Below are 14,722 nucleotides of genomic sequence, written 5' to 3'. Positions count from 1 at the left end.
GGATTGGGACCCCTGCCATGGACCGTCTCATTTACGTCGCCATGACCGGCGCCCGCAACGTGCTGGCGCAGCAGGCCACCAACAGCCACAACCTGGCCAATCTCAATACCAGCGGCTTCCGCGCCCAGCTCGACAGTTTCCGCGCCGTACCGGTAGTCGGCGCACTGCTGCCCACGCGCACCTATGCCGTGGATGCGACGGTGGGCACGGATTTCCGGCCAGGCGTAGTGCATACCACCGGCCGCCCCTTGGATGTGGCCATCCATGGTCGCGGCTGGATTGCGGTGCAGGCGCCCGATGGCAGCGAGGCCTACACCCGCAATGGCAGCCTAAAGCTCAATGCCAATGGCGTGCTGCAGACACGCGATGGTTTCAATGTGCTGTCGGATGCAGGCCCGATCACAGTGCCGCCAGATACCGAGCTCACCATCGCCAAGGATGGCACGCTGTCCACCGTGCCTGGCACCAACCAGAAAAACCAGATCACGGAAGTGGGCCGCATCAAGCTGGTGAACCCGCCCGAAACAGAGCTCGTGCGCGGCGAGGACGGTCTGTTCCGGCTCGCCAACGGAGGGCGCGCACCCGCCGACGATGGCGTGGTGCTACACACCGGCGCGTTGGAGACCAGCAACGTAAATCCGGCGGAAGTGCTGGTGAATCTGATCTCCCTGCAGCGCCAGTTCGACCTGCAGATGAAGCTGATCCAGAACGCCGAACAAAATGCCGCCAAGGCCGCCGCCCTTCTCAACCTGAACGGATGACACCATGATTCGCTCCCTGTGGATTGCCAAGACCGGACTGGATGCCCAGCAGATGAACATCGACGTGGTGGCCAACAATTTGGCCAACGTGAGCACCACGGGCTTCAAACGCAGCCGTGCAGTGTTCGAGGATCTGCTCTACCAGACGCTGCGCCAGCCAGGCGCGAAATCGTCCCAGCAGTCCGAGATTCCATCGGGTCTGCAGCTGGGCACGGGTGTGCGGCCCATCGCTACCGAACGCATCTTCACCCAAGGCAATCTCACCCAGACCGGCAACCCTCTGGATCTGGCCATCAATGGCAATGGCTTCTTTCAGATCACCCTGCCCGATGGCACCACCGCCTACACCCGTGATGGCTCGTTCCAGATCAACAGCCAAGGCCAGGTGGTCACTGCCAGTGGCTACACGGTGGCGCCCGCCATCACCATTCCCGCCAACACCTTGAGCATCACCGTGAGTCCGGACGGGATCATCTCGGTACAGCAGGCGGGCAACCCCACCCCGGTGCAGGTGGGGCAATTGCAACTGGCGAGCTTCATCAATCCCGCGGGCCTGCAGAGCATGGGCGAAAACCTTTATCTGGAAACCGCCGCCTCCGGCGCGCCCTCTACCAATACGCCGGGCACCAATGGGCTGGGTGTGCTCAACCAGGGCTACCTGGAGACCTCCAACGTGAATGTCTCCGAGGAACTGGTGAAGATGATCGAGGCTCAGCGCGCCTTCGAGCTCAACTCCCGCGCGATCAGCGCATCCGACCAGATGCTCCAACGTCTGGCCCAGCTGTAACGGAGGCCCACATGGCACGCCTAATCGTGTCCTTCGCCGCGCTGCTGCTCACGGCCTGCGCCACCGTGCCGCCCACCAACGTGCATCAACCGATGACGGCACGGCCGGCGCCCCCACCAGTGGCAGCGCCTGCCGACGGTGCCATCTATCACGCCAATGCGCCGCTTACCCTGTTCGAGATGAAGCGTGCGCGCAACGTGGGGGACATCCTCACCATCCAGATCAACGAGAAGACCGCCGCCACCAAGAAGGGCAACAGTGCTGCCTCCCGCCAGAGCAGCAATACCGTGACCGTGCCTACCATCCTCGGACTGCCGGGCAAGTCCTTCCAAGGCATGGAACTGTCCACCTCCGGCAACCACAAGTTCGAAGGCAAGGGTGAAAGCAACAGCAGCGACACCTTCACCGGCACCATTACAGTGACGGTGATCGAAGTGCTACCCAATGGGAATCTGCTGGTGTCCGGCGAGAAGCAGTTGGGCATCAACCAGGGCACGGAATACATTCGCTTCTCCGGCGTGGTGGATCCCACCACCATCGGGTTTGGCAACACGGTATCTTCCACCCAAGTCGCGGACGCCCGCATCGAATACCGGGGCAACGGCTATGTGGACGAGGCTCAGATCATGGGCTGGCTCGCCCGCTTCTTCCTCACTTTCCTGCCCTTCTGACGAGGAGACGACATGAAAGCGCGCTGGCTTTACCTGCTGTGCTTCGCCGCCTGCTTAAGCGGCCCGGTCGCTGCCGAGCGCATCAAGGACCTGGCCATGGTACAGGGTGTACGCAGCAACCAGCTCATTGGCTATGGCTTGGTGGTGGGCCTGGATGGTAGCGGCGACCAAACCACCCAAACACCGTTCACGGTGCAAAGCATTGCCAACATGCTCACTCAACTGGGTGTGAACCTGCCGCCTGCCGCAGCCACCGGGCTGCAACTCAAGAACGTGGCAGCCGTGATGGTCACCGCAAGCCTCCCCCCGTTTGCCAAACCGGGCCAGACCATCGACGTCACCGTGTCTTCCTTGGGCAACGCCAAGAGTCTGCGGGGTGGCACCCTGCTCATGACGCCCCTCAAGGGCGCGGATGGCCAAGTCTATGCCATCGCCCAAGGCAATGTGGTCATCGCCGGCGCAGGTGCGGCCGCGGCAGGCTCCAGCGTGACGGTTAACCATTTGAGCGCGGGCCGCATTCCCGCCGGTGCCACCGTGGAGCGGTCGGTGGCCAGCCCCTTGACCCAGGGTGATACGGTTCAGCTCGAGCTGCATTCCACCGACTTCACCACCGCCAACCGGGTCGTGCAGTCGATCAACAACGCCTTCGGAGCGGGCACCGCGGTGGCGCTGGACGGCCGCATGGTGCAAGTGCGCGCGCCGCGTGATCCCAGCGCAAGGGTGGCGTTTCTCGCACAGGTGGAAAACCTCAACGTGATCGCAGGCGACGCGCCGGCCAAGGTCGTGCTCAATGCGCGCACCGGCTCGGTGGTGATGAACCAGGCAGTGCAAGTGGATACCTGCGCGGTGGCCCACGGCAACCTGTCGGTAACCATCACCAACGAGCCCAGGGTGAGCCAGCCGGGACCCCTGTCCGGTGGTCAGACCGTAGTAACCCAGCAGGCGCAGATCGAAATCAAGCCCGAGAAAGGCAACCTTATCACCATTCCCACCAGCGTGAATCTGGCGGAAGTGGTGAAAGCCCTCAATGCCGTCGGCGCCACGCCGCAGGATTTGCTGGCCATTCTACAGGCCATGAAGGCTGCGGGAGCGCTGCGCGCGGAGCTGGAGATCATCTGATGTCCGGCGCGGCCGCGCTCGCCCTGGATCCCCGCACCCTGGCCGGTTTGCACCATGCGGCCAAGGCCGATGGCCCGGGCTCGCTGGCGGCGGTGGCACGGGAATTCGAAGGTTTGTTTTTGGGCATCCTGCTGAAAAGCATGCGTGCCACCGCGCCCCAGGGCGGACCGTTCGATAGCGACACCACCCGCCTCTATCGCGAGTTGGCCGACCAGCAGCTTGCCCATAGCCTGGCGACTTCGGGCCGCGGCATGGGTATCGCCGACATGCTACTCGCCCAGGTGCAAGGCGCGCCCAGCGCAAACGGGAGTCAGGACCGCACACCTCTGCCTCTAGCGCGCAAGACCAAGCCCATTGATCTTGAGCGCACGCCATCCGCCCTTCCCCTCAAGACCCGTATGCCCGGCAGCGACATGATGCCTCTAGCAGGGATGCCGGTGGCGCCCACCACGACGCCAGGCCCCAAGGCCTTCGTCTCAGCGGTGTGGGATCACGCAGTGGCAGCGGCCCGCGCGCTGGGGGTGCCGCCTGCCTTCCTGGTAGCCCAAGCGGCCCTGGAATCCGGCTGGGGCGCGCGGGAGATTCGCCTACCGGACGGTCGCCCCAGCCACAACCTGTTTGGTATCAAGGCCGGCAGCGAATGGCGTGGTGCCACGGTGGACATCCCCACCACGGAGTACGTGAACGGCAAGGCGCAAAGCAAGCTGGCGCGCTTCCGGGCCTACGACTCCTATGGGGAGGCCTTCGCCGACTATGCGCGCCTGCTCGGGCGGTCCGAGCGCTTCCGGGCCGCACGACAGGTCACCGATTTCACGGCCTTCGCTCAGGCCCTGCAGCAAGCAGGTTATGCCACGGACCCCGCCTACGCGGCGAAACTGACACGGGTGATGGCCAGCGCGACCTTCCGGGAGGCGATGGCGGCGTGAGTCAAGAAAACCATCACACCGCCGTTAATAGCAAACGAGCCGGCCTGGATAGCCTTCCCACGCCGGCAGGAGCAGACTCATGACCAGCAGCATCATCGACATCGGCGTGCGCGCCCTCAACGTGGCCCAGTATGGGCTGGTCACCACGCAGCACAACATCGCCAATGTCAACACGCCGGGTTTCCACCGTCAGGAAATCCGCCAATCGACGCTCTTGCCCTTCGGTACCGGTGCCGGCTGGCTCGGCCAAGGGGCGAAGGTGGATACGGTCAAGCGCATCTACAACGAGTTCCTCGACAACCAGGTGCTGGCCACCACGGCACAAAGCGCCTTCTTCGAGACTTATTCGTTCCAGGTGCGCCAGTTGGACAACCTGCTGGGTGATCCCAACTCGGGCCTATCGCCTGCCCTGCAGCAATTCTTTACCGGCGTGCAGACGGTGGCCAACGACCCCGCCTCGGTGCCGGCGCGGCAGTTGCTGATCTCCAGCGCCCAGGCCTTGGTGGCGCGCTTCAACGCCATGGACCAACGCATCCAGGGCATACGCGAAGGGGTCGATACCCAGCTTCAGGGGGTGACCGCCGAGATCAATGCCTATGCCGCTCAAATCGCCCAACTCAACGAAAAAATCGTGCTCGCCCAGAACACCAACCGCCAGCCGCCTAACGATCTGCTGGATCAACGCGACCAACTCATCGCCGAGCTCAACGAGCGGGTACGCGCCACCGTGGTGAAGCAGGACGATGGCACCTTCAACGTCTTCATCGGTAACGGTCAGGCCCTGGTGGTGGGCCATGTGCCCTTCCGGCTCGCGGCGGTGCGCTCCACCCTCGACCCGGACAATCTCGACGTGGTGCTTCAAACTGGTGGCGGGGGGCAGATCGCCTTGAACCAGCTCGATCTCACCGGCGGCAAGCTGGGGGGGCTGCTCGCCTTCCGGCGTGAGGCGCTGGATGCGGCCCAAAACGGTCTAGGGCGCGTGGCGGTAACCCTTGCCGAAACCTTCAACAACCAGCACCGCCTGGGACAGGACCTGCTGGGTGCGCTCGGAGGGGATTTCTTCAAGCTGGCCAGCACCACGCCCACGGTGAAAGCCAGTGACGCCAACACCGGCACAGGCGTGCTCTCGGCCAGCCTGGTCACCAGCAATGCCGGCGCAGCAGCCCTCACCACCGGCAGCTACCGCCTCACCTATCAAGCCGGCAGCAACAGCTACGTGGTGGAAGACCTGGTCAACCACACCACCAACACGGTGGCTGCCGGCTCGCTGGCCACCGCCATTCCGGGGCTCACCCTCTCCATGACGGGCAGCCCGACCGATGGCGACAGCTTCCTAGTGCTGCCCAGCCGCTACGGCGCGCGCGATATCTCGCTTGCCATCGACGACGTCAACCGCATCGCCGCGGGGGCCCCCATCCGCGCCAGCGCTGCCGTGAGCAACACCGGCAGCGCCACCATCACGCCGGGCACGGTGGATGCGACCAGTCAGCCGCCTTTGAATCCTAACCTGCTAGCGCCTGTGACCATCACCTTCACCAGCCCCACCACTTTCGACGTGAGTGGCGTGGGCACCGGCAATCCCACCGGGCTTAGCTACACCTCCGGCGGCGCCATCAGCTTCAATGGCTGGACGGTTCAGATCAGCGGCGTGCCGGCGGCAGGCGATACCTTCACCATCGGGCCCAACACCGGTGGCATCGGCGATGGCCGCAATGCGTTGGAACTCGCCGCCTTGCAGATCCGCAATCTCCTGGCCGGCAACACCACCACCTACCAGGGTGCCTACAGTCAGATGGTGAGCGCGGTGGGTAGCCGCTCCCAGGAGGTGCAGATCAACGCCAAGGCCCAGGCGGCGCTGCTCACCCAGACCAAACAGGCCCAGCAAGAGGTGTCGGGCGTGAACCTGGACGAGGAAGCGGCCAATCTCCTGCGCTACCAGCAGGCCTACCAGGCCGCAGCCAAGGTCGTCCAGACCGGTAACATCCTGTTCGATACCATCCTCGGATTGCGTTGACGGGAGTCGACCATGCGCATCAGCAGCCCCATGATCTATGAGCTGGGTGTCTCCGCCATCCAGAACCGCACTTCGGAGCTCGTGAAGTTCCAGCAGCAGCTGGCCGCCGGACGGCGCCTGCTCGCCCCCAGCGACGATCCCGTCGCCAGCGCCCAGACTCTGGAAATCGCTCAGTCCCTGAGCGTCACTCAGCAATACCAGGCGAACATCACCCGCGCCCATCAGGCCCTCTCTCTGGAAGACACCGTGCTGGGGCAGATCGCGCGGGTCATCCAAGACGCCAAAGTCACCGCCATCAACTCAGGCAATCCCACCCTCTCGCCCGCCAATCTCCGGGCGCTCGCCGCCGAGCTCAAAGGCCGCTATCAGGAACTGCTGGGGCTGGCCAACAGCCAGGACGGTCAAGGCCAGTATCTGTTCGCGGGCTACCAGAGCCAGGTGCGCCCATTCACCCAGACGAGCGGTGCCGGCGTCTATGCCGGCGACCAGGGGATACGCAGTGTGCAGATCGCCGCGTCGCGCCGCATCGCCATCAACGATACCGGGCAAGACGTGTTCCGACCAGGCGTGGCCGGGCAGGATGTGTTCGCCACCCTGGACACCCTGATCAACCAGCTCGATACCGGCAGCATCACCGGCGCTCAGTTGAGCGCTGCCCTGTCTAGCCTGGACAATGCCCTCAACAACGTGCTGCGCGTGCGGGCCTCGGTGGGCGCGCGCCTGCGTGAATTGGATGCCACCGACGGCACCCATGGCGACAGCGTGCTGCAATACCAGACCACCCTGTCGGAGCTCACCGATCTCGACTACGCCAAGGCCATCACCGATCTCACCCGCACCCAGACTGCGCTGGAAGCAGCGCAGAAATCTTTCGTATCGATCAGCCAGCTCTCTCTGTTCAACTATATCGGTCGCTGATTGCCCCAGCTTGACGCGGCTGTGGTCCTGGCCCAAGCTGGGCCCATGCTGAGCGTACTCTCACGCGCCGCGATCCTCATCTGGCTTCTTGCTGGCAGCGGGCCGGTCCTGGCCCAGGCACCGGTGGTCTCCCCGCGGGTGCTCGCAAGCCTGCCCCACGACCGGCACGCGTTCACCCAGGGTTTGCTCTGGCACGCCGGCGCGCTCTATGAAAGCACCGGTGGCTATGGCGGCTCTAGCCTGCGCCGGGTCGATCCGCAAAGCGGTCGCGTGCTGGCCGTGCGTTGGCTCGCGCCCACTCTATTCGGCGAGGGCCTGGCCCGCGTCGGAGGGGCGCTTTTCCAGCTCACTTGGAAGGAAAACCGGTTGCTGGTCTATGACGCCGCGAGCCTCGCCCTCGTGCGGACCCTGAGCTATCCCTACGAGGGCTGGGGTGCTACCTGGAACGGCCGGCATCTCATCGTCAGCGATGGCAGCAGCCGCCTGCGCTTCCTCGAGCCAGACACGCTCGCGCTACGCCGCACCCTGGTCGTGCGCGACGGCACCACCCCGGTGGCCATGCTCAACGAACTGGAGTGGGCCAGCGGCGAGCTCCTCGCCAATGTCTATGGGAAGCCGCGCATTGCGCGCATTGACCCCGCTTCCGGCCGCCTGCGTGGCTGGCTGGATCTTTCGCCACTCGTTCCCCGCGAAACCCGCGCCGATCCCGAGGCCGTGGCCAACGGCATCGCCTACGATCCGCGCCGGCATGTGCTCTACGTCACGGGCAAACGCTGGCCGGTTTTGTTCAAGCTCGCCTGGCCGGAATCATGAAACAAGCCCGGCGGCTTTCCAGCTCGAATCTTGCGCGCCTCAACGCGCCGCAAGGGCGAGCATGAGCTCGTTGAGCGTGCGCACGAAGCGCGCCGGGTCTTCAAGCTGACCGCCTTCGGCCAGTTGCGCCTGATCGAACAAAATGCGGCTCCAGTCGGCAAAGCGCTGAGCATCCGTCTCGTCGCGCAGTCGCGCTACGATGGGATGGTGCACGTTGATTTCGAGAACGGGCTTCACCCCCGGCACGTTCTGGCCCGCGGCCTTGAGCAGGCGTTCCAGATTCATGCTCATCTCGTGCTCGCCGGTGACCAGGCAGGCGGCAGATTCCGTCAGGCGCTGCGATACCCGTACGTCTTTCACCGCATCGCCCAGCGCCTCCTTGATGCGCGCCACCAAGTCCTTGAACTGTTCCGCGTCCTCCTGGTGAGTCTTTTTTTCCGCTTCGTCCGCCAACTTGCCCAGATCCAGCTCGCCCTTGGCCACGGACGCGAGCGGCTTGCCCTCGAACTCATGCAAATAGGAAAGCATCCACTCGTCCACCCGATCGGAGAGCAGCAGCACTTCCACGCCTTTCTTGCGGAACACTTCCAGATGTGGACTGGTCTTGGCCGCCGCGTAACTGTCGGCGGTGACGTAGTAGATCTTGTCCTGTCCTTCCTTCATGCGCGCCACGTAGTCGGCCAGCGACACGTCCTGGGCATCACCCTCGGAGGCGGTGCTGGTGAAACGCAGCAGACGCGCCAGGCGCTCGCGGTTGGCAAAGTCCTCACCCAGCCCCTCCTTGAGCACGCGGCCGAATTCTTTCCAGAAGCGGGCGTATTTTTCCTTCTCGTTTGCGGCCAGATCCTCTAGCAGATCCAGCACCTTGCGCGTGGCACCGGCTCGGATGGCGTCGATGTCGCGCGAATGTTGCAAAATCTCGCGCGAGACATTGAGAGGCAGGTCGTTGGAATCGATCACGCCACGCACGAAGCGCAGGTAGTGCGGCATGAGTTTCTCCATGTCCTCCATGATGAAGACACGCCGCACATAGAGTTTGATGCCGTGGCGTTGCTGCCGATCCCACAGGTCGAAGGGTGCGTGCTGGGGAATGTAAAGCAGCAGCGTGTATTCCTGCTTACCTTCCACCTTGCTGTGCACATAGGCCAGCGGCGGCTCGAAGGCATGGGCCACGTGCTTGTAAAACGCCTCGTATTGCTCCGGCGTGATCTCGCTCTTGGGACGCGCCCACAGGGCGCTCGCTTGGTTGACCCGTTCCTCTTCGTCGCTGCCCTCCTTCTTCATCAGGATGGGTAGCGCAATGTGGTCGGAATACTTGTGGATGATGGCGCGCAGACGCCAGGGCTCCAGGAACTCGTCCTCGCCTTCCCGCAGATGCAGGATGACGTCAGTGCCGTGACCGGTCTTCTCCACGTTCTCCAGGGTGTACTCACCCTCACCGGTGGATTCCCACTTCACGCCATGCTCGGGCGCCAGACCGGCGCGGCGCGTGATCAGGGTGACGCGGTCAGCGACGATGAAAGAAGAATAAAAACCCACGCCGAACTGGCCAATCAGGTGCGCATCCTTGGCCTGATCGCCGGTGAGTTTCTCGAGGAATTCCCGTGTGCCCGAACGCGCGATGGTACCGATGTTCTCGATCACCTCGGCACGGGACATGCCGATGCCGTTGTCGGAAATGGTAAGCGTGCGCGCCGCCTTGTCCACAAAGACGCGAATCTTGAGATCATGATCGCCTTCGTAGAGGGCGGGATCGGACAACGCCTCGAAGCGCAGCTTGTCACAGGCATCGGAGGCGTTGGAGATGAGCTCCCGCAGGAAGATTTCCTTGTTGCTGTACAAGGAATGGATGACCAGGCGCAGCAGCTGTCTTACTTCCGCCTGGAAACCCAGGGTCTCTCGCGTGGGATCCACGGTCATGTTTCTCTCCCTCGTTTTGGCTAAAACGCGGGAGGAATGGGGACGGCATGCGCCCGCTTCAAGTCCCCGCCACTTCTAACGGCTAGCGGGCGGCACCGTGGGCCAAACTGAGCAGGACGCTGCCCGCTGGCTTTACGCCATGATCGGGTTCACCTTGCCCACGGGCGGGCTGGCAAGCGGCGGGCGCTTCAGGGGCGGGCCGCGCCCTGCAGATCCTTCAGGCGCACCGTCCGGTACTGATTGGGCAGGGCAAACAACAGGCGCCGCTCGGGCAAGCCGGTTTCGTAGCTCAACAACCGCCGCACCGAGCCATCCGCATCCGCCTCGTACAATGGCAGCCCGTTCTTGAGCCAAGCACCATGGTCGAACACGAACCGCGCCAGATCGCAGGGCTGGCGCAGCTCGGGCGGCGTGGCCTGATAAGTGACGCTCTGGCTGGCCGTCATGATGGCGTTGAACTCCGCCAAGGCCTGCACCACTTCCGGCAGGAAGGTGGGTGAAGCGGTGATCCGGCTGCAATGCTGCCCGTTGACCGTGATGTCGAAGGTGCGCCGGCCACGCTCGTCGGAGAGCAGATCCTCCTTCACTTCCCACTGCGCGGGACGGGCCACGGCCACGGGCCCTGGCTCGATCACCAGGATGGTACGCTGATCGTGGGTGACGTTGTAGGCAAGTTTCGCCTGGCGGTCGAACAGCAGGAAGTCGTCGCGATCCTGGCCGTAATCCATGCGCAGGTAGCGGTCGGTGACGAGATAACGGGTGACATAGCCGCCACCATCTGGCGGCTGATCCATGAAGCTCACCTCCACCATGCCCTCGGCACGGGCGGCGAGGGTGGCTGCCATGAGCAGCAGCGCCGCCAACCCTCTCATAAAGCGAGCCCCCGCGCCAGGTCTGCCTGGATGTCCTCCACCGCCTCCAGGCCGACAGCAATGCGGATGAGCCCGTCGTTGATGCCCGCCGCCGCGCGCTGCTCCGGCGTGAGCCGGCCATGCGTGGTCGTGGCGGGATGGGTGATGGTGGTCTTGGTATCACCCAGATTGGCGGTAATGGACAGCAGACGGGTGGAATCGATCACGCGCCACGCAGCCTCCTTGCCGCCTTTCACCTCGAAGGAGACGATGCCGCCACCGGTCTTCTGCTGGCGCATGGCGAGCGCATGCTGGGGATGGGAAGGCAGGCCGGGATAGAGCACGCGCACCACCTTTGGCTGCGCCTCGAGCCACTGCGCCAGCGCCAGGGCATTGGCGGAATGAGCCTCCATGCGCAGGCGCAGGGTCTCTAGCCCCTTCAGGAACACCCAGGCGTTGAAGGCAGACAAGGTGGGTCCGGCAGTGCGCAGGAAAGTGTACACCCCATCCAGTAGCGCCTTGCTGCCCAGCACCGCACCGCCCAATACACGGCCCTGTCCGTCCAGATATTTGGTCGCGGAATGGATCACCAGGTCGGCGCCCAGTTTTAGCGGCCGCTGCAAGATGGGTGTACAGAAACAGTTGTCCACCGCCAGCCAGGCGCCATGGCGATGGGCGATGTCCGCCAGCGCGGCGATATCGCACACTTCGGTAAGAGGGTTGGAAGGCGTCTCGGCGAAGAACAGTTTGGTGTTGGGTCTGACCGCCCTTTCCCACTCGGCCACGTCAGTGGGCGAGACGAAGCTCACTTCGACGCCGAAGCGCTTGAGAATGTTGCTGAATAGCTGAACCGTTGCACCGAAGATGGCGCGCGAGGCGACGATGTGATCACCCGCCGAAAGCAATCCCATGGTGCACGCCAGGATGGCCGACATGCCAGAGGCGGTGGCGACACAGGCTTGCGCTCCTTCCAGCGCGGCAAGGCGCTCCTCGAACATGGTCACGGTAGGATTGGTGAAGCGGGCGTAGATGTTGCCGGGCTCCTCGCCGCTGAAGCGCTTGGCCGCCTGCTCGGCGGAATCGAACACGAAACTCGAGGTGAGGAAGAGCGCCTCGGAATGCTCGTGGAACTGGCTACGCTGGCTGCCAGCGCGCACCGCCAACGTGTCTAGCTGGTATTCATCACTCATGGTGTGCTCCTCGTTTGCGCCCCCAGCACAGACTTAAGCTGTGCGCAGATTGAGATCCAGCTGCCGGGTACCGGCACCGTCGGGATCTGCCGCCACGCCGCTGCGGCTTGCCTCCAGGCGCGCCAAATATTCTTCCGTGACGTCGCCCGTGATGTAATCGCCGTCGAAGCAGGACGTATCGAAGCGCGGAATGTCGGGGTGGCCTTCGCGCACCGCCGCCACCAGAGCATCGAGATCTTGGTAGATCAAGGCGTCGGCGCCGATCTCGCGACGAATCTCCTCGTCCGTGCGACCGGTAGCCAGCAATTCGGCGCGGGTGGGCATGTCGATGCCATAGACGTTGGGAAAGCGCACGGGTGGCGCGGCCGAGGCGAAATACACTTTGCGCGCCCCTACCTCCCGCGCCATCTGCACGATTTGCCGGCTGGTGGTGCCGCGCACGATGGAATCGTCCACCAGCAAGACGTTCTTGCCCTTGAACTCCACCGCCATCGCGTTGAGCTTTTGCCGCACGGATTTCTTGCGCACTGCCTGCCCCGGCATGATGAAGGTGCGGCCGATGTAGCGGTTCTTGATGAAGCCTTCCCGATAGAGAATGCCCAGCTCGTTGGCAAGCTGCAGCGCACTGGGTCGGCTGGTATCTGGAATGGGAATGACCACATCGATGTCCAGATGGGAGAACTCGCGCCGGATCTTGTCCGCGAGGCGCTCTCCCATTCGCAGCCGGCTGGCATAGACGGAAATGCCATTCATCACCGAATCCGGGCGCGCGAAATAGACGTACTCGAAGATGCACGGGCTCAGCAGCGGGCGTTGCGCGCATTGCTGGCTATAGAATCGGCCTGCCTCGTCCACGAAGATCGCCTCGCCCGGCTCGACATCCCGCAGCAGGGTGAAGCCCAAGGCGTCGAGCGCCACGCTCTCGGAAGCCACCATGTATTCCGGCCCCTGCTCCGTCTCCAACTTGCCCACCACCAGGGGGCGGATGCCATAGGGATCACGGAAGGCCAGCATGCCGTAGCCAGCGATCATGGCCACCACCGCATAGGCGCCCCGGCAGCGGCGGTGCACACCCGCCACCGCCTGGAAAATGTTGGCCACGTCGAGACGGTGATGGCTCGTGCTCTCCTGCAGCTCGTGGGCGAGTACGTTGAGCAATACCTCCGAGTCGGAGTTGGTGTTGACGTGGCGCAGGTCCTGACGGAACAGCTCCTGACGCAATGCATCGGTATTGGTCAGATTGCCATTGTGCCCGAGCACCACGCCAAAGGGCGAATTGACGTAGAAAGGCTGGGCTTCTGCGGAAGACGACGCGCTCCCCGCGGTGGGATAGCGCACGTGGGCGATGCCCATATTGCCCAACAGATCACGCATGTTGCGGGTGCGGAACACGTCGCGCGCCAAGCCGCTGCCCTTGTGCATGTGGAAGGTGCGTCCCTGGGACGTGACGATGCCCGCCGCATCCTGGCCGCGGTGCTGCAAAAGCTGCAGTCCGTCATAGAGCAGCTGGTTGACCGGCGAATGGGAAACGACCCCGATGATTCCGCACATGGTGCATCCTACTCGTACTTGATCTCTCGGCCGATGGCTTCTGGCAGCCAGGGGCGAAGCAGCGTCACCAACGCCTCCAACGGTGCGCTGAAGGTCGCGTTACGCCATTCCGGATGGCGCGGCAGGCTGGTGAGCCCCGCCACCACCATCAGTGCCAGCACGATCACCATGCCGCGCGCGAAACCGAATAGCGCGCCCAGCAGCCGGTCCAGCGGGCCGACACCCAAGAGCTTGAGAAACTGACCCACCGTAATGGAAAGCACAGTCATCATGAACAGCGCCGCGAAAAAAACCAACAGCCAGGCCGCGAGCATGCGCAACTGGCCGCTGGGTATGGTGCTGGGCAGAAGCGGCGCCACCTCGCCTGCATAGAGACTCGCCATCCAGAAGGCCACCACCCAGGACAAAAGCGCCATCACTTCCCGCAGGAAGCCCCGCATCACGCTCAGCAGCATCGATGTTCCGACGATGAAGAGCACGGCGTAATCGAACCACGTCATAGACCAGCTCACCGGACAGGCTGGCTAAGGAGCAGACGTCCGTTGCGGCTCACACCTTGCCCGCAGGTACCAGCTTTGAATCCAGCGGCTTGGCCTTCTGCTGGATCTTTTCTGCCGCCTCGCGCGTGGCATAGGGGCCGCTGCGCACTCGAATCTTGTCACCGGCAGCCGTCTTCACCACCTCGGTGAAGGTGGCGATACCTTTAGCCTTGAGTTCCGCCTGCCGCTGCGCGGCGTTCTTCGCCTCGGAAAAGGCGCCATACTGCACGTAGTAACGTTCGCTGCCGGTGTCGCTTTTCGGCGTGGCATGGGCGGCCTCCTTGGACGGCGCCGCTGTGTAACTGGGCGCGGGCTGCGTGCCCGTGGCCGGCTTGGCGGCAGCCGAGGCCGTTTCCCGCTTGGTGGGGACCACGGGGGCCGGAGCGGACGGGGTCGGTGCTGCGGCCGCGGTAGCAGCCTCTGTCGGTACGGACGCCGCAGGTGGGGGGGCAGGCAGGATCTTGGGTGCGACGCCCGTGGCATCCTGGGCTGGGATGTGGATGTCGATGGGTTGGGCGTCCTGGGGCGGCTTGTCGGCAGGCAAAAGCCATGGCACCACGACGACCACCAGCAACACCAGCACCACTGCTCCCACGAGACGGCGCCGGGCACGTTTACGAAACTTTATTTCCTCGTCGCTGAGCTGGGATGACTGGGTCATG

General features: G+C 63.9%; 14 protein-coding genes. 8 read left to right on the top strand and 6 right to left on the bottom strand.

Annotation, left to right across the window (positions count from 1 at the left end; all coding sequences use genetic code 11):
* The first annotated feature begins 17 nt into the window (after nucleotides 1-17).
* From flgF to V6E02_RS10165, 8 genes are all read left to right on the top strand, one after another.
* Entirely contained in the window at nucleotides 18-761 is a 744-nt protein-coding gene (flgF, locus tag V6E02_RS10200) for a flagellar basal-body rod protein FlgF (RefSeq protein ID WP_347308691.1), read from the top strand.
* A 4-nt stretch (nucleotides 762-765) separates the two neighbouring features.
* Nucleotides 766-1,548: a flagellar basal-body rod protein FlgG gene (flgG, locus tag V6E02_RS10195; protein ID WP_347308690.1), complete on the top strand. Its 783-nt coding sequence runs from the start codon at nucleotides 766-768 to the stop codon at nucleotides 1,546-1,548.
* An 11-nt stretch (nucleotides 1,549-1,559) separates the two neighbouring features.
* A complete protein-coding gene (locus V6E02_RS10190; protein WP_347308689.1) occupies nucleotides 1,560-2,219 on the top strand; it encodes a flagellar basal body L-ring protein FlgH in 660 nt (219 codons plus the stop codon).
* A 12-nt stretch (nucleotides 2,220-2,231) separates the two neighbouring features.
* A complete protein-coding gene (locus tag V6E02_RS10185; protein WP_347308688.1) occupies nucleotides 2,232-3,338 on the top strand; it encodes a flagellar basal body P-ring protein FlgI in 1,107 nt (368 codons plus the stop codon).
* Nucleotides 3,338-4,264 carry a flagellar assembly peptidoglycan hydrolase FlgJ gene (gene flgJ / locus V6E02_RS10180; protein WP_347308687.1) on the top strand — a complete coding sequence of 309 codons (927 nt, stop codon included), beginning with the start codon at nucleotides 3,338-3,340 and terminating at the stop codon, nucleotides 4,262-4,264. The genes V6E02_RS10185 and flgJ overlap by 1 nt, the downstream gene beginning before the upstream one ends.
* 79 nt (nucleotides 4,265-4,343) lie before the next feature.
* On the top strand, nucleotides 4,344-6,278 hold the full coding sequence (gene flgK, locus V6E02_RS10175; protein WP_347308686.1) for a flagellar hook-associated protein FlgK: 1,935 nt from the start codon (nucleotides 4,344-4,346) through the stop codon (nucleotides 6,276-6,278).
* 12 nt (nucleotides 6,279-6,290) lie between these two features.
* Entirely contained in the window at nucleotides 6,291-7,196 is a 906-nt protein-coding gene (gene flgL, locus V6E02_RS10170; protein ID WP_347308685.1) for a flagellar hook-associated protein FlgL, read from the top strand.
* 45 nt (nucleotides 7,197-7,241) lie between these two features.
* The gene (locus V6E02_RS10165; RefSeq protein ID WP_347308684.1) at nucleotides 7,242-8,009 is read left to right on the top strand and encodes a glutaminyl-peptide cyclotransferase; all 768 of its coding nucleotides are present in this window, start codon (nucleotides 7,242-7,244) and stop codon (nucleotides 8,007-8,009) included.
* Nucleotides 8,010-8,048: 39 nt separating this feature from the next.
* Here V6E02_RS10165 and htpG read toward each other — a convergent pair whose 3' ends face one another.
* The 6 genes from htpG to V6E02_RS10135 form a co-directional block, all read right to left on the bottom strand.
* Complete coding sequence (htpG, locus tag V6E02_RS10160) at nucleotides 8,049-9,929, bottom strand: molecular chaperone HtpG (RefSeq protein ID WP_347308683.1); 1,881 nt, start codon at nucleotides 9,927-9,929, stop codon at nucleotides 8,049-8,051.
* Nucleotides 9,930-10,117: 188 nt separating this feature from the next.
* A complete protein-coding gene (locus tag V6E02_RS10155; RefSeq protein ID WP_347308682.1) occupies nucleotides 10,118-10,801 on the bottom strand; it encodes a hypothetical protein in 684 nt (227 codons plus the stop codon).
* Nucleotides 10,798-11,970, bottom strand: coding sequence for an O-succinylhomoserine sulfhydrylase (locus tag V6E02_RS10150; protein WP_347308681.1), 1,173 nt, complete (start codon nucleotides 11,968-11,970; stop codon nucleotides 10,798-10,800). The genes V6E02_RS10155 and V6E02_RS10150 overlap by 4 nt, the downstream gene beginning before the upstream one ends.
* Before the next feature lie 33 nt (nucleotides 11,971-12,003).
* Nucleotides 12,004-13,521 carry an amidophosphoribosyltransferase gene (gene purF, locus V6E02_RS10145; protein ID WP_347308680.1) on the bottom strand — a complete coding sequence of 506 codons (1,518 nt, stop codon included), beginning with the start codon at nucleotides 13,519-13,521 and terminating at the stop codon, nucleotides 12,004-12,006.
* Between the two features lie 8 nt (nucleotides 13,522-13,529).
* Nucleotides 13,530-14,021, bottom strand: a complete 492-nt coding sequence (locus V6E02_RS10140; protein ID WP_347308679.1) for a CvpA family protein — start codon at nucleotides 14,019-14,021, stop codon at nucleotides 13,530-13,532.
* A 49-nt stretch (nucleotides 14,022-14,070) separates the two neighbouring features.
* A complete protein-coding gene (locus tag V6E02_RS10135) occupies nucleotides 14,071-14,721 on the bottom strand; it encodes an SPOR domain-containing protein (protein ID WP_347308678.1) in 651 nt (216 codons plus the stop codon).
* Nucleotide 14,722: the final 1 nt, after the last annotated feature.

Origin of the sequence: Thiobacter sp. AK1 (assembly GCF_039822265.1) — a bacterium.
Taxonomy (GTDB): Bacteria; Pseudomonadota; Gammaproteobacteria; order Burkholderiales; family Thiobacteraceae; genus Thiobacter; species Thiobacter aerophilum.
The sequence above is the reverse complement of the archived record's forward strand: the minus strand, read 5'-3'. Positions and strand labels throughout refer to the sequence as shown.

Excerpts from the sequence above, each read along its gene's own strand:
- purF (WP_347308680.1), bottom strand. The coding sequence starts at position 13,521 with ATGTGCGGAATCATCGGGGTCGTTTCCCATTCGCCGGTCAACCAGCTG.
- V6E02_RS10135 (WP_347308678.1), bottom strand. The coding sequence starts at position 14,721 with ATGACCCAGTCATCCCAGCTCAGCGACGAGGAAATAAAGTTTCGTAAA.
- V6E02_RS10185 (WP_347308688.1), top strand. The coding sequence starts at position 2,232 with ATGAAAGCGCGCTGGCTTTACCTGCTGTGCTTCGCCGCCTGCTTAAGC.
- V6E02_RS10190 (WP_347308689.1), top strand. The coding sequence starts at position 1,560 with ATGGCACGCCTAATCGTGTCCTTCGCCGCGCTGCTGCTCACGGCCTGC.
- flgJ (WP_347308687.1), top strand. The coding sequence starts at position 3,338 with ATGTCCGGCGCGGCCGCGCTCGCCCTGGATCCCCGCACCCTGGCCGGT.
- flgG (WP_347308690.1), top strand. The coding sequence starts at position 766 with ATGATTCGCTCCCTGTGGATTGCCAAGACCGGACTGGATGCCCAGCAG.
- flgF (WP_347308691.1), top strand. The coding sequence starts at position 18 with ATGGACCGTCTCATTTACGTCGCCATGACCGGCGCCCGCAACGTGCTG.
- V6E02_RS10150 (WP_347308681.1), bottom strand. The coding sequence starts at position 11,970 with ATGAGTGATGAATACCAGCTAGACACGTTGGCGGTGCGCGCTGGCAGC.
- flgL (WP_347308685.1), top strand. The coding sequence starts at position 6,291 with ATGCGCATCAGCAGCCCCATGATCTATGAGCTGGGTGTCTCCGCCATC.
- V6E02_RS10155 (WP_347308682.1), bottom strand. The coding sequence starts at position 10,801 with ATGAGAGGGTTGGCGGCGCTGCTGCTCATGGCAGCCACCCTCGCCGCC.
- htpG (WP_347308683.1), bottom strand. The coding sequence starts at position 9,929 with ATGACCGTGGATCCCACGCGAGAGACCCTGGGTTTCCAGGCGGAAGTA.
- flgK (WP_347308686.1), top strand. The coding sequence starts at position 4,344 with ATGACCAGCAGCATCATCGACATCGGCGTGCGCGCCCTCAACGTGGCC.
- V6E02_RS10165 (WP_347308684.1), top strand. The coding sequence starts at position 7,242 with ATGCTGAGCGTACTCTCACGCGCCGCGATCCTCATCTGGCTTCTTGCT.
- V6E02_RS10140 (WP_347308679.1), bottom strand. The coding sequence starts at position 14,021 with ATGACGTGGTTCGATTACGCCGTGCTCTTCATCGTCGGAACATCGATG.